16 protein-coding genes are annotated in these 14,301 nt (G+C 62.2%); all 16 read left to right on the forward strand.

Translation table 11 applies throughout. The annotated features are described in order from the left end of the window. The first annotated feature begins 15 nt into the window (after positions 1–15). The 16 genes from AC07P1_RS25815 (at position 16) to AC07P1_RS25890 (ending at position 14,272) form a co-directional block, all read left to right on the forward strand. Entirely contained in the window at positions 16–321 is a 306-nt protein-coding gene (locus AC07P1_RS25815) for an FmdB family zinc ribbon protein (RefSeq protein WP_315215700.1), read from the forward strand. Between the two features lie 69 nt (positions 322–390). Then, positions 391–1,011, forward strand: coding sequence for a DUF502 domain-containing protein (locus AC07P1_RS25820; RefSeq protein WP_494698521.1), 621 nt, complete (start codon positions 391–393; stop codon positions 1,009–1,011). A gap of 59 nt (positions 1,012–1,070) precedes the next feature. Then, positions 1,071–2,870, forward strand: a complete 1,800-nt coding sequence (gene aspS, locus AC07P1_RS25825) for an aspartate--tRNA ligase (RefSeq protein WP_494698722.1) — start codon at positions 1,071–1,073, stop codon at positions 2,868–2,870. 65 nt (positions 2,871–2,935) lie between these two features. Beyond that, positions 2,936–3,397, forward strand: coding sequence for a dihydroneopterin triphosphate diphosphatase (gene nudB, locus AC07P1_RS25830; RefSeq protein ID WP_494698522.1), 462 nt, complete (start codon positions 2,936–2,938; stop codon positions 3,395–3,397). 73 nt (positions 3,398–3,470) lie between these two features. Then, positions 3,471–3,710, forward strand: a complete 240-nt coding sequence (locus AC07P1_RS25835) for a DUF4160 domain-containing protein (RefSeq protein WP_494698523.1) — start codon at positions 3,471–3,473, stop codon at positions 3,708–3,710. Further along, on the forward strand, positions 3,688–3,966 hold the full coding sequence (locus AC07P1_RS25840) for a DUF2442 domain-containing protein (protein WP_494698524.1): 279 nt from the start codon (positions 3,688–3,690) through the stop codon (positions 3,964–3,966). The genes AC07P1_RS25835 and AC07P1_RS25840 overlap by 23 nt, the downstream gene beginning before the upstream one ends. A gap of 75 nt (positions 3,967–4,041) precedes the next feature. Further along, positions 4,042–4,287: a DUF4160 domain-containing protein gene (locus tag AC07P1_RS25845; RefSeq protein ID WP_494698525.1), complete on the forward strand. Its 246-nt coding sequence runs from the start codon at positions 4,042–4,044 to the stop codon at positions 4,285–4,287. Further along, complete coding sequence (locus tag AC07P1_RS25850) at positions 4,280–4,549, forward strand: DUF2442 domain-containing protein (protein WP_363510427.1); 270 nt, start codon at positions 4,280–4,282, stop codon at positions 4,547–4,549. The genes AC07P1_RS25845 and AC07P1_RS25850 overlap by 8 nt, the downstream gene beginning before the upstream one ends. Positions 4,550–4,622: 73 nt before the next feature. After that, positions 4,623–5,450, forward strand: a complete 828-nt coding sequence (locus AC07P1_RS25855) for an endonuclease/exonuclease/phosphatase family protein (RefSeq protein ID WP_494698526.1) — start codon at positions 4,623–4,625, stop codon at positions 5,448–5,450. Between the two features lie 8 nt (positions 5,451–5,458). Next, the gene (gene clsB / locus AC07P1_RS25860; RefSeq protein ID WP_494698527.1) at positions 5,459–6,622 is read left to right on the forward strand and encodes a cardiolipin synthase ClsB; all 1,164 of its coding nucleotides are present in this window, start codon (positions 5,459–5,461) and stop codon (positions 6,620–6,622) included. Continuing rightward, positions 6,619–6,993: an RNA-binding S4 domain-containing protein gene (locus AC07P1_RS25865; RefSeq protein ID WP_494698528.1), complete on the forward strand. Its 375-nt coding sequence runs from the start codon at positions 6,619–6,621 to the stop codon at positions 6,991–6,993. The genes clsB and AC07P1_RS25865 overlap by 4 nt, the downstream gene beginning before the upstream one ends. A gap of 346 nt (positions 6,994–7,339) precedes the next feature. Further along, positions 7,340–7,942 (forward strand): TetR/AcrR family transcriptional regulator, encoded by a 603-nt coding sequence (locus AC07P1_RS25870; protein WP_494698529.1) that lies wholly within the window; start codon positions 7,340–7,342, stop codon positions 7,940–7,942. A gap of 47 nt (positions 7,943–7,989) precedes the next feature. Continuing rightward, the gene (locus AC07P1_RS25875) at positions 7,990–9,780 is read left to right on the forward strand and encodes an acyl-CoA dehydrogenase C-terminal domain-containing protein (protein WP_494698530.1); all 1,791 of its coding nucleotides are present in this window, start codon (positions 7,990–7,992) and stop codon (positions 9,778–9,780) included. 16 nt (positions 9,781–9,796) lie between these two features. Continuing rightward, the gene (locus AC07P1_RS25880; RefSeq protein WP_494698531.1) at positions 9,797–12,196 is read left to right on the forward strand and encodes a 3-hydroxyacyl-CoA dehydrogenase/enoyl-CoA hydratase family protein; all 2,400 of its coding nucleotides are present in this window, start codon (positions 9,797–9,799) and stop codon (positions 12,194–12,196) included. 30 nt (positions 12,197–12,226) lie between these two features. Beyond that, positions 12,227–13,423 carry an acetyl-CoA C-acyltransferase gene (locus AC07P1_RS25885; RefSeq protein ID WP_330922344.1) on the forward strand — a complete coding sequence of 399 codons (1,197 nt, stop codon included), beginning with the start codon at positions 12,227–12,229 and terminating at the stop codon, positions 13,421–13,423. A 75-nt stretch (positions 13,424–13,498) separates the two neighbouring features. After that, a complete protein-coding gene (locus AC07P1_RS25890; protein ID WP_494698532.1) occupies positions 13,499–14,272 on the forward strand; it encodes an enoyl-CoA hydratase in 774 nt (257 codons plus the stop codon). Positions 14,273–14,301: the final 29 nt, after the last annotated feature.

The raw sequence follows: 14,301 nt of genomic DNA on the forward strand, positions 1-14,301 counted from the left end.
TTTGCGGAGTAATAGATGCCGATCTACGCTTACCGCTGCGAGGCATGTGGTTTTGCCAAGGATGTCTTGCAGAAGATTTCCGACCCGCAGCTGACTGTTTGCCTGTCGTGCGGCAAGGAGTCGTTTAAGAAACAATTGACCGCCGCTGGCTTCCAGCTGAAGGGTACCGGCTGGTACGCGACCGATTTCCGTGGCGGCACGCCGCCGGCGACGGGCGTATCCACCGGTCCGGTGGACGGCGCGGCCAAGGCCGACGCGCCCAAGGCGGACGCGGCTGCCAGCACGCCCGCCAAGCCGGCGAGCGGCACGGGAACGGCCTGAACGACGGCAGCGGCCCGGTCGCTGCCGTCCGTCATTCCACCCACATGAGCACCCATATAAGAGTCTTCGATGCGTAAATATTTCATTACCGGTTTGCTGATCCTGGTGCCGCTGGCGATTACCGCCTGGGTGCTGAGCCTGGTCATCAACACGATGGACCAGTCGCTGCTGTTCGTGCCGGAGCGCTGGCAGCCGCATACGCTGATCGGCTTCGACATCCCCGGCCTGGGCACCCTGCTGACGATCGTGATCGTGTTCCTGACCGGCTTGCTGACCAACAACCTGGTCGGCAACTACGTGGTGCGCATGTGGGAAAAGCTGCTCAAGCGCATTCCGCTGGTGAACTCGCTCTATTCGAGCGTCAAGCAAGTGTCGGACACCCTGTTCTCGTCGTCCGGCAACGCCTTCCGCAAAGCCGTGCTGATTCCGTATCCGCACCAGAACTCGTACACCATCGCCTTCCTGACCGGCACGCCCGGCGGCGACGTCAAGAACCATCTGGTCGGCGACTACGTCAGCGTCTACGTGCCGACCACGCCGAATCCGACGTCTGGCTTTTTCCTGATGCTGGCGCGCAAGGATGTGGTCGAACTCGACATGACGGTCGACGCGGCCCTGAAGTACATCGTCTCGATGGGCGTGGTGGCGCCGGAAAGTGTGCCCCAAGCCATCGAAGTCGTCAGCAAGTAAAAACAATCACACCGAATTCACGAGCAATCTAACCTGAACCGAGAAATAACATGTCCTCAATGCGTACTCACTACTGCGGCCTCACCACTGAAGCGCTGCTTGGCCAAACTGTCAGCCTGTGCGGCTGGGTACATCGTCGCCGCGACCACGGCGGCGTGATCTTCATCGACCTGCGCGACCGCGAAGGCCTGGTGCAGATCGTTTGCAATCCGGAACAGGCCGAAGTCTTCAAGGCCGCCGAAGCCGTGCGTAACGAGTTCTGCCTGCGCGTGACCGGCGTGGTCAAGGACCGTCTGGCCGGCACCGTCAACACCAACCTGAAGTCGGGCAAGATCGAAGTCGTGTGCTCGCAGCTGGAAGTGCTGAACCCTTCCGTTGCCGTGCCGTTCCAGCTGGACGACGACAACCTGTCCGAAACCACCCGCCTGACCCACCGCGTGCTGGACCTGCGCCGTCCGCAAATGCAGAACAACCTGCGCCTGCGCTACAAGGTGACGATGGAAGTGCGCAAGTACCTGGACAACCTGGGCTTCATCGATATCGAAACGCCGATGCTGACCAAGTCGACCCCGGAAGGCGCGCGCGACTACCTGGTGCCGTCGCGCGTCAACGCCGGCAGCTTCTTCGCGCTGCCGCAGTCGCCGCAGCTGTTCAAGCAATTGCTGATGGTGGCCAACTTCGACCGTTACTACCAGATCACCAAGTGCTTCCGCGACGAAGACCTGCGCGCCGACCGCCAGCCTGAATTCACCCAGATCGACTGCGAAACCTCGTTCCTGACCGAACAGGAAATCCGCGACCTGTTCGAGGAAATGATCCGCATCGTCTTCAAGAACACCATGGACGTCGACCTGCCGAACCCGTTCCCGGTCATGGACTTCTCGGAAGCGATGGGCAAGTACGGTTCGGACAAGCCGGACATGCGCGTCAAGCTGGCGTTCACCGACCTGACCGACGTGATGAAGGACGTCGACTTCAAGGTCTTCTCGGGCGCGGCCAACATGCCTAACGGCCGCGTGGTCGGCCTGCGCGTGCCGAAGGGCGCCGAGATGCCGCGTTCGGAAATCGATGCCTACACCCAGTTCGTCGCCATCTACGGCGCGCGCGGCCTGGCGTACATCAAGGTCAACGAGAAGGCCAAGGGCCGCGACGGCCTGCAATCGCCGATCGTCAAGAACCTGCACGACGCCGCCCTGGCCAAAGTGATCGAGCTGACCGGCGCCGAAGACGGCGACCTGATCTTCTTCGGCGCCGACAAGGCCAAGGCCGTCAACGACGCCATCGGCGCGCTGCGCGTGAAGATCGGCCACAGCGAGTTCGGCAAGAACGCCGGCCTGTTCGACGACGTCTGGTCGCCGCTGTGGGTGGTGGACTTCCCGATGTTCGAACACGACGAGGAAAACGACCGCTGGACCGCGACCCACCATCCGTTCACCGCGCCGAAGGACGGCCACGAGGACATGCTGGAAACCAATCCGGGCGCCTGCATCGCCAAGGCCTACGACATGGTCTTGAACGGTTGGGAACTGGGTGGCGGTTCGATCCGTATCCACCGCGAGGAAGTGCAGTCGAAAGTGTTCCGCGCGTTGAAGATCGACGCCGACGAAGCGCGCCTGAAGTTCGGCTTCCTGCTCGACGCGCTGCAATACGGCGCGCCGCCGCACGGTGGCCTGGCCTTCGGCCTGGACCGTATCGTGACCTTGATGACCAAGTCCGATTCGATCCGCGACGTGATCGCCTTCCCGAAAACCCAGCGCGCGCAGGATCTGCTGACCCAGGCGCCGTCGGAAGTGGACGAGAAGCAGTTGAAGGAACTGCATATCCGCCTGCGCGCCGTCGAGCCGAAGGTCGCCAGTTAATTAGTCTGGCATAATGAAAAGGCGCCAACGTTCACGCGTGGCGCCTTTTCTTTTGCCTGAAACTTATGCCATACAAGATACCCGAATCCGTGCTGGTGGTGATTCACACCGCCGACCTGCACGTGCTGTTGATCGAACGCGCCGACAAACCCGGCTACTGGCAATCGGTGACCGGTTCGCTCGACGCCGTCGACGAGCCCTTGCTGGAGACGGCCGCGCGCGAACTGTTCGAGGAAACCGGCATCGTCGCCGACGGCGAGCGCATCGTGCTGCGCGATTGGCACCTGTCCAACATCTACACGATCTACCCGGTCTGGCGCCACCGCTACGCGCCGGGCGTGACGGAAAACACCGAGCACGTCTTCAGCGTCGAGGTGCCGCGCGATATCGCCATCACGCTCAGCCCGCGCGAGCATCTGAACCACGCGTGGATGCCGCACCTGGAAGCGGCCGATAAATGTTTTTCTTTCTCCAACGCGGAAGCGATTCTGCAACTTCCCCAGCAGCTTCTGAAGCAACTTAACTAGATTGTGCCGCATCAAATAGCGGCGGACTGTGCCGCGCATACTTTGGAATTCGGAGCAAGTTCCGGGGGATGTTGTGGCGACGCTGTTGCGGCTTAGAGGTTATCGTTTTTATTTTCACAGCCAGGTCACGGGCGAGCCGCCGCACCTGCATGTGGACAAGGACCGCAAGTCCTCCAAGTTCTGGATCGAGAGCACGACGGTGGTGCGCAACGTGGGCTTCAGCCCGCTTGAAGTGCGCGAGATCACCCGCATCATCGTCGAGTACCGGCTGGATTTTCTAAGGATTTGGAATGACTACTTCGAAGACGCCTGACGAGCGTATCAAGACCGTGGTGTTCGAGGACCACTCACTGGTGATCGGCTTGATGGACGGCCGGCGCATCAGCACGCCGTTGGCATGGTATCCACGCTTGGCGGGCGCCACCTCCGCGCAGCTGGGCGAGTGGGAAATCATCGGCGCCGGCGACGCGCTGCACTGGGCGCAGCTCGATGAGGATCTCAGCGTCAGCGCGATGTTGCGCGGCTTCTCTTCAGCAGCTCCATCATCTCCGGAAGCCGATACCTATTGAGGTTTTGTGTCGGCTCAAGCGTAGGCCTGCGATCCCGTTCTAGTATCATGGATCGCTATCCACCTGCCGCTTGCCATGCCTGCCATCTTGCGCTACAAAGGGTATAAGTTCTTCTTTTTCTCGAACGAAGGATTGCCCCGCGAGCCTGTTCACGTCCACGTGCAAGGACAAGGAGGCCTCGCCAAGATTTGGATCGAACCGGAGGTGATGGCCGCCCACTCCTCTGGGATTCCCGCCAAGACCTTGCGTGAACTCGTGCGTTTCGTGGCTGAACATCGAGACTATTTCATCGATATCTGGAAGGAGTATTTTGATGATTGAAGCGCGTGCAAAAAAACTGTCTTTTGATCAGGATAATATGTGGGTGCACCTAGTCGACGGTCGTACGTTGGGCGTGCCGCTCAACTTTTTTCCGCGACTTTCTCAAGCCACTCCGGTACAACGCGAAGATTATGTATTGAGCGGTGGTGGACAAGGTCTGCACTGGGAAGCGCTCGACGAAGATATCAGCGTTGAGCATTTGTTGAAGGGACATGGCGACACCACGATTCGTCGACCGACATCTAACACCAAGTTTGGTTGACCGCCTCTTGCTCGAATCGCTGTGTGCGTAGGCGAACACACGCGGAGGCGCACTCGGGGTTAGAATGTTCTGTATGAAAATCCGAGTTGCCACCTACAATATTCACAAGGGAGTGTCCTCCATCCGCGCCGAGCCGCGTGTGCTGGCGCTAAAACAGGCGATCGGCCTGTTCAATGCCGATGTGGTTTTTTTGCAAGAGGTACAAGGCAAGCACGACCTCAAGGCGGCCAAGTACGGCGCCGAACAACTGGGCCAGAAGCATTGGCCCGCTGCGGCGCAGCATGAATATTTCGCCGGCGAGTCGCGCCACCTGCACGCCGCCTACGGCATGAACGCGGTGTACGACCACGGCCACCACGGCAACGCCTTGCTGAGCGCTTTCCCCATCGCCAACATGGCCAACCACGACGTCTCCGACCACGCCTACGAACAGCGCGGCATCCTGCACTGCGTGCTCAACACCGAGCACGGCCTGGTGCATTGCTACGTCGTCCACCTGGGCCTGTTCGAGGCGGGCCGCCGCCGGCAGACGCAGGCGTTGATATCGGCCGTGCGCGAGTCGGCGCCGGACGGCGAACCGGTCATCATCGCCGGCGATTTCAACGACTGGCGCAACACCCTCAGCGGCGAGCTGCGCAACGCGCTGGGCGTGGTCGAGGCGTTCGACGAGCTGGGCACGAACGCGTCGCTGGACGGCATCATGCGCACCCTGCGCCGCAAGGCCAGCCTGAAGGCGACCATCAACCCGGCGCGCACCTTCCCGTCGGCGCTGCCGTTCTTCCGGCTCGACCGCATTTATGTGCGCGGCTTCAAGGTCGACTCCGCCGAGGTCATGCATGGCAGCCTGTGGGCCAAGCTGTCCGACCACGCGCCCATCGTGGCGTCGCTGTCGCTGGGGTAGGGGACGCCATGGGCTCCGTCAAACTGCTGGCCGATAACGAAGTCACGCTGCTGTACACCGGCACCGAGTATTTCCCGGCGCTGATCGGCGCGATCAACGCGGCCCAGTACGAAGTCTATTTCGAGACCTACATCTTTGCCGATGACGAGACCGGCCAGAAAGTCATGGACGCCTTGTCCGCCGCCGCCAAACGCGGCGTCGACGTGCGCATGATCACCGACTGGTGGGGCACGGGCCGCCGCAAGGTCAACTGCATGCACGAGAAGCTCGAGGCCGCCGGCGTCCACCACCGCATCTTTAATCCATGGTTCAAGCGCGGCATCACCCGCACCCACCGCAAGATCTGCGTGGTCGACCGCGAGGTCGCCCTGGTCGGCGGCATCAACATCAACGACGACATGTTCTGCGACTACAACCATGCGATTAGCCTGTCGGCGCCGCGCTGGGATTTCGCCGTGCAGGTGCGCGGGCCGCTGGTGGCGTCCATCCATCTGGAGGCGCAGACGCAATGGCAACGCCTGGGCAAGATGGGCCTGATGAAGCGTATCAGCCTGTACCGCGACGCGCGCAAGGTCAACAAGACCGCCGCCGCCAACATGGTGCATGCCGGCTTCGTGGTGCGCGACAACCTGCGTAACCGCCGCACCATACAGCGCGCCTACCTGCAGGCGCTGGGGCGCGCGCGCAAGACCGTGCTGTTGGCCAATCCGTATTTCGCGCCGGGGCGCAAGTTCCGCCACGCGCTGGCCGCCGCCGCCGAGCGCGGCGTCGAGGTGGTGTTGCTGATCGGCGTGGGCGAGATCTGGCTGCAGGACGCGGTGGCGCACTCGTTCTATCCGAAGCTGCTTGCGGCCGGCGTCAAAGTGGTGGAATATCACAAAACCCAGTTGCACGCCAAGGTGGCCGTCATCGACGACGACTGGGCGACCGTGGGTTCGAGCAATGTCGACGGCTTGAGCCTGTTTTTGAATCAGGAAGCGAACGTGATCATCAAGGATGCGGCCTTCGCGCAGAACCTGCGCCAGCACATCGAGGCGGCCGTCGCCGACGGCGTGGTCATCAGCTATGCCGACTTCGAGCACGTCGGCCGCTTCCGCCGCATCGGTTACGAGATCGCGTTCGTGTTTTACCGGACCGTGATGCGGTTGTTCTCCGTGGGGAAATACGCTTGAGCGAGAGTGTCAGACTGGATAAATGGCTGTGGGCGGCGCGCTTTTTCAAGACGCGCTCGCTGGCCACGGACGCGGTGGATGCGGGCAAGGTCAAGGTCAACGGCGACAAGGTCAAGCCGGCGCGCACCGTGCGCATCGGCGACAAGCTGGACATCGACAACGGCTCCGACCGCTGGGAGATCGACGTGATGAATCTGTCGGACGTGCGGCAGGCCGCGCCGATCGCCCGTAATTTGTATGAAGAAACCGACGAAAGCGTCGAGCGGCGCGCCAACGTGGCCGAGAACCGCAAGATGTTCCGCGAGCCCAGCGCCGATTTCAAAGGCCGTCCCACCAAGCGCGACCGCCGGCAGATGGGCAAGTTGTCGTAATACCGCGCGGCGGCCACCGCCCATGGAAATTTCTAGAGACACGTAGGGCGGATTAGGCGGAACGCCGTAATCGGCCATCAATGAGCCGTCGGCGGCGCATGCATGGCCGATTACGCTGCGCTAATCCGCCCTACGTGACTCCTATGCGAATCGAACCCCGCCAAATTGCTGCGTCGCAGCAATAGACCCCCACCTCTAAAGGTACTGTTTGACTTTTATCCCCCAGTGGATAATAGTACGAGCGTTCGCAATTTTTTCACACGGAGTAAACGAAGTGGAGCAAAATGTTCTTTTCTCCATGTAACTACACCTTGGGATGCAAGTTATTAATACCTCAACTAAATTTATGCGCAAGGGCGAGCTGACTCGCGCGGCGATCCTGGATGTGGCGCTGGACCTGGCCAGCCGGGACGGCCTCGAAGGCCTGACCATTGGATTGCTCGCAGATAAGATGAACATGAGCAAATCCGGCGTGTTCGCGCACTTCGGATCGCGTGAAGATTTGCAGTTGGAAGTGCTGAAGCTGTATCACCACCGTTTTGAGCAGGAAGTGTTTTTCCCCAGCGTTAAGGAACCGCGCGGTTTGCAGCGTCTCCGCTCGATGTTCGCGCGCTGGGTCAAGCGTGTCAGTGTGGAAGTGGCCTCGGGCTGCATCTACATCAGCGGCGCCGTGGAGTACGACGACCGTCCGGGTCCGATCCGCGAGGAGTTGATGGCGATGGTCGGCGCCTGGCAGGGCGCGTTGCTGCGCTGCGTGAAACAGGCCATCGACTGCGGCGACCTGCAAGCGGACACCGATCCGCAGCAGCTGGTCTACGAGATGTACGGCCTGATCCTGGCCCTGCACCACGATGCGCGTTTTCTGCGCATTCCGGGCAGCCTGGAGCGCGCCGGCGTCGGCTTCGAACGCTTGATCGTTTCCTACCGTAATGCAGAAGTCCCTCATTAAAAACCAACGCATTTAAACTAATTTAAGTAGTCATCAGGAGAATAAACATGGGTCAATACGTCGCGCCAATCCGGGATATGCAATTCGTGCTGCACGAGCTGCTCAATGTGCAAGAAGAACTGAAGGCACTGCCGGACTACGCCGAAATCGATGCCGACATCATCAACCAGGTGCTGGAAGAAGGTGGCAAGTTCACGTCGGAAGTGCTGTTCCCGCTGAACCATTCGGGCGACCGCGAAGGCTGCAAGCACGACGCCGCGACCCACTCCGTGACGACGCCGAAAGGCTTCAAGGAAGCGTACAAGCAATACGTCGACGGCGGCTGGGCCGCGCTGGCGTGCGATCCTGAATACGGCGGCCAGGGCCTGCCGGTGCTGCTGAACAACTCGTTCTACGAAATGCTGAACTCGGCCAACCAGGCCTGGACCATGTACCCGGGCCTGTCGCACGGCGCCTACGAGTGCCTGAAGGAACACGGCACCGACGACCAAAAGAAAACCTACCTGCCGAAGCTGGTGTCGGGCGAGTGGACCGGCACCATGTGCCTGACCGAGCCGCACTGCGGCACCGACCTGGGCATGCTGCGTTCGAAGGCGCTGCCGCAGGCCGATGGCTCGTGGCTGATCACCGGCAACAAGATCTTCATCTCGGCCGGCGAGCACGACATGGCTGAAAACATCCTGCACCTGGTGCTGGCCCGCGTGCCGGACGCGCCGGAAGGCTCGAAAGGCATCTCGCTGTTCCTGGTGCCGAAGTTCCTGCCGAAGGAAGACGGCTCGGTCGGCGAACGCAACCCGATCACCTGCGGCGCCATCGAAGAAAAAATGGGCATCCACGGCAACTCGACCTGCCAGATGAACCTGGACGGCGCCAAGGGCTGGATCATCGGCCAGCCGAACAAGGGCCTCAACGCCATGTTCGTGTTCATGAACGCGGCCCGCCTGGGCGTCGGCATGCAGTCGCTGGGCCTGACCGAAGTGGCTTACCAGAACGCGCTGATCTACGCCAAGGACCGCACGCAGATGCGTTCGCTGTCGGGCGTGAAGAATCCGGAACTGCCGGCCGACCGCATCATCGTGCACCCGGACGTGCGCCGCATGCTGCTGACCGGCAAGGCCTACGCCGAGGGCGCGCGCGCCTTCACCTCGTACGTGGCGCTGCAGATCGACCGCGAACTGCACCACCCGGACGCCGACGTGCGCAAGGAAGCGGCCGACGAGGTCGCGCTGCTGACGCCTATCGTCAAGGCCTTCATCACCGACAACGCCTGGATCGCCACCTCGGAAGCGATGCAAGTGTTCGGCGGCCACGGCTACATCTCGGAATGGGGCATGGAGCAGTACGTGCGCGACGCCCGCATCAACCTGATCTACGAAGGCACCAACACCATCCAGTCGCTCGACCTGCTGGGTCGTAAGATCCTGGGCGACAACGGCGCCAAGCTGCGCAAGTTCGGCGAGAAGATCAAGGCGTTTGTCGAAGACAACGGCACCGACGAGGCGATGAGCGAATTCGTCACCCCGCTGGGCGACCTGGGCGACAAAGTCACCAAGCTGACCATGGAAATCGGCATGAAAGCCTTCCAGAATCCGGACGAAGTCGGCGCCGCCTGCGTACCGTACCTGCGTGTTGTCGGCCATATGGTATACAGCTATTTCTTCGCGCAGATGGCGAAGATCGCGCTGGCCAAAGAGGACAGCGGCGACAATTTCTACAAGGCCAAGCTGGCTACCGCGCGCTTCTACTTCGCCCGCCTGCAGCCTGAAACCGCAACCCTGATCCGCCAGGCACGTTCGGGCTCCGCCAACCTGATGGCACTCGACGCCGACCTGTTCTAAGACTAGAGGAAACGACATGACCAATTTCATCGTTAAAAAAGTAGCCGTGCTGGGCGCCGGCGTGATGGGCGCGCAAATCGCCGCCCACTGCGTCAACGCCAAAGTGCCCGTCGTCCTGTTCGACCTGCCGGCCAAGGAAGGCCCGAAGAACGGTATCGTTCTGAAAGCCATCGAGAACCTGAAGAAACTGTCGCCTGCGCCGCTGGGCAACAAGGACCACGCCGCGCTGATCGAAGTGGCCAACTACGAGGACGACCTGGCCAAGCTTGCCGAGTGCGACCTGATCATCGAAGCGATCGCCGAGCGCATGGACTGGAAGCACGACCTGTACAAGAAGGTCGCTCCACATATCGGCGCCAACGCCATCTTCGCCTCGAACACCTCGGGCCTGTCGATCACCAAGCTGTCCGAAGGCTTCGACGCCGACCTGAAATCGCGCTACTGCGGCGTGCACTTCTTCAACCCGCCGCGTTATATGCACTTGGTCGAAATCATCCCGACCGAGGCGACCAAGCCGGAAATCGCCGACCAGCTCGAAGGCTTCCTGACCACGACGCTGGGCAAGGGCGTCGTGCGCGCCAAGGACACGCCTAACTTCATCGCCAACCGCGTCGGCGTGTTCGGCATCCTGGCGATCGTGCACGAAGCCGAGAAGTTCGGTTTGAGCGTGGACGTGGTCGACGACCTGACCGGTGCCAAGCTGGGCCGCGCCAAGTCGGGCACCTTCCGCACCGCCGACGTGGTCGGTCTGGACACGATGGGCCATGTGATCAAAACGATGCAGGACAACCTGCCGAACGACCCCTTCGCCGCCGTCTACAAGACGCCGGAAGTACTGGCGAAACTGGTTGAAAAAGGCGCCCTGGGCCAAAAGTCCGGCGCCGGTTTCTATAAAAAGGTCGGCAAGGACATCCAGCGGCTGGATTTCGCCACCGGTGAGTACGTCGCCGGCGGCGGCAAGGCCGCCGACATCATCGCCCGCATCCTGAAGGAAAAAGATCCGGTCAAGAAAATGAAAGCGCTGCGCGAATCGACCAATCCACAGGGCCAGTTCCTGTGGGCGATCTTCCGCGACGCCTTCCACTACATCGCCGTGCACCTCGACACCGTCGCCGACAACGCCCGCGACATCGACTTCGCCATGCGCTGGGGCTTCGGCTGGACCACCGGTCCGTTCGAGACCTGGCAGGCGGCCGGCTGGACGCAAGTCGCCCAGTGGGTCAAGGAAGACATCGACGCCGGCCAGGCGCTGTGCTCCGCACCGCTGCCGGCCTGGGTGTTCGAAGGCCCGGTCGCCGAAAAAGGCGGCGTGCACACGCCGGAAGGTTCGTACTCGGCCGTGTCGAAATCGTTCGTGCCGCGCTCGACCCTGTCGGTCTACGACCGCCAGGCGTTCCGCGCGCCGGTGTTCGGCAGCGGCGAGATCGACGGCAAGAAAGCCGGCACCACCGTGCACGAGGACGACGACGTGCGCCTGTGGCACACCGGCGACGACGTGCTGATCATCTCGCTCAAGACCAAGATGCACGTGATCAGCCCTGGCGTCATCGCCGGCTATCGCAAGGCGCTGGCCGAAGCCGAGAAGAACTTCAAGGGCCTGGTCATCTGGAACTCGGACGCGGCCGAAGGCGGCGCGTTCTCGGCCGGCGCCGACCTGCAATCGGCACTGCCTGCGTTCATGCAGGGCGGCGCCAAGGCGGTCGACCCGATCATCAAGGAACTGCAAGACACCTTCATGGCGATGAAATACTCGAACGTGCCGGTCGTCGCGGCGGTGGCCGGGCTGGCGCTGGGCGGCGGCTGCGAAATGGCGCTGCACGCCTCCAAGCGCGTGGCCTCGATCGAGTCGTACATCGGCCTGGTCGAAGTGGGCGTGGGCCTGATCCCGGCCGGCGGCGGCCTGAAGGAAGCGGCACAGCGCGCCTTCAAGGAAGCCAAGGGCAACGACATCCTGCAATTCCTGAAAACCGGTTTCACCAACGCGGCCACGGCCAACGTGTCGAAGTCGGCGCTCGAAGCGCAGGCGATGGGCTACCTGAAGGAAGACGACGTCATCGTCTTCAACCCGTACGAGCTGCTGCACGTTGCCAAAGTCGAAGCGCGCGCCATGTTCGACAAGGGTTATCGTCCGCCGTTGAAGACGCCGATTCAGGTCACCGGCCGTTACGGCTGGGGCACCATCAAGGCGCAACTGGTCAACATGCGCGACGGCGGCTTCATCTCCGCGCACGACTTCAAGCTGGGCGACATGATCGCCGAGATCGTCTCGGGCGGCGACATCGACCAGGGTTCGTTCGTCAGCGAGCAGTGGATTCTGGACATGGAGCGTAAAGCCTTCCTGGAACTGCTGAACCATCCGAAGACGCAAGAACGGATCATGGGCATGATGCAAACCGGCAAGCCGGTCCGCAACTAAGCCGATCCGACACTGAACAGGAAGAACATAATGAGCAAACAAATTCAAGACGCATACATCGTCTCCGCCACCCGCACCCCGATCGGCAAGGCGCCGCGCGGCATGTTCAACAAGACCCGCCCGGACGACCTGCTGGTGCGCGTGCTGCAATCGGCGCTGGCGCAGGCACCGGGCCTGGACCCGGCGCTGATCACCGACGCCATCATCGGCTGCTCGTTCCCGGAAGCGGAGCAGGGCTTCAACATCGCCCGTCAATCGGTGCTGCTGGCCGGCCTGCCGAAGACCGTCGGCGGTGTCACCATCAACCGCTACTGCGCCTCGGGCATCACGGCGCTGGCCATGGCCGCCGACCGCATCCGCGTCGGTGAAGCCGACGCCATGATCGCCGGCGGCGTCGAATCGATGTCGATGGTGCCGATGATGGGCCACCACCCATCGATGAACCTGAACATGTTCACCGACGAAAACGTCGGCATGGCTTACGGCATGGGCTTGACCGCCGAGAAGGTTGCCACGCAGTGGAAAGTGTCGCGCGAAGCGCAGGACGCGTTCGCCGTCGAATCGCACCGCCGCGCCATCGCCGCGCAGCAGGCCGGCTTCTTCAAGGACGAGACCACGCCGGTCGAGATCATCACCCGCACGCCGGACCTGAGCACCGGCGAGATCAAGGTCAAGACCCGCACCGTCGACACCGACGAAGGCGCGCGCGCCGACTCGACGATGGAATCGCTGGCCAAGCTGAAGCCGGTCTTCGCCGCCAAGGGTTCGGTCACGGCCGCCAACAGCTCGCAGATGTCCGACGGCGCCGGCGCGCTGCTGGTCGTGTCGGAGAAATTCCTGCGCGAGCACAACCTGACGCCGCTGGCCAAGTTCTCGTCGTTCGCCGTCAAGGGCGTGCCGCCGGAAATCATGGGCATCGGTCCGAAGTTCGCGATCCCGGACGCCTGCAAGGCCGCCGGCATCACCCAGGACCAGCTGGACTGGATCGAACTGAACGAAGCGTTCGCGGCGCAGGCGCTGGCCGTCATCGGCGACCTGGGCCTGGATCCGGCGAAGGTGAACCCGATGGGCGGCGCGATCGCCCTGGGCCACCCGCTGGGCGCGACCGGCGCCATCCGCGCCGCGACCGTGGTGCACGCGCTGCGCCGTAACAACCTGAAGTACGGCATGGTGACGATGTGCGTCGGCGCCGGCATGGGCGCGGCCGGCATCATTGAACGTGTATAAAGCGCGCGTATAAGCATGTAATCAAAAAGAGGGCGCTGCGGGTCAACCACGGCGCCCTTGTCATATGGAGCTAGCATGGATATTTTGAGCAGCAAGGAAAACGGCATCCTCACCCTGGAATTCAACCGTCCGGAACGCAAGAACGCGATCACCGCCGCGATGTACCAGACCATGGCCGACGCCATCAACGAAGCGGAGCAGGACAGCGCCGTGCGCGCCATCCTGATCGTCGGCAAGCCGGAGATCTTCACCGCCGGCAACGATCTGGAAGACTTCATGAAGACCGCGCCATCGACCGGCGCCATCGAAGACCGTTCGGTTTACAAGTTCATGATGGCCTTGAGCGGCATCAGCAAGCCGGTGGTCGCCGCCGTGGCCGGCGCCGCCGTCGGCATCGGCACCACGTTGCTGATGCACTGCGACCTGGTCTATGCCGCCGACACGGCCAAATTCTCGATGCCGTTCTCGCAGCTGGGCTTGTGCCCGGAATTCGCCTCCAGCGTGCTGCTGACGCAAATCGCCGGCTACCCGCGCGCCGCCGAAAAGCTGATGCTGGGCGAAGCGTTCCTGGCGCAGGAAGCGCTGGAGATGGGGCTGGTGTCGCGCGTGTTGCCGGCCGCCGAATTGCTGGCATTCGCGCAAGGGCAGGCTGTCAAGCTGGTGGCCCTGCCGGCCAGCTCGATCCGCGCCACCAAGCAGTTGATGAAAGCCAGCCGCAACGCCTTGGTCAGCGAAACCATCACCGCCGAGAACAAGCTGTTCAGCGCGATGCTGACGGCGCCGGAGGCGAAGGAGGCGTTCACGGCGTTCTTCCAGAAGCGCAAGCCGGATTTCAGCCAGTTCTCCTGATTGCGCACAGCGGGCCCGTTCCGTTGACG

The sequence above is a fragment of the Duganella sp. GW821-FHT07F09 genome, from assembly GCF_059418705.1.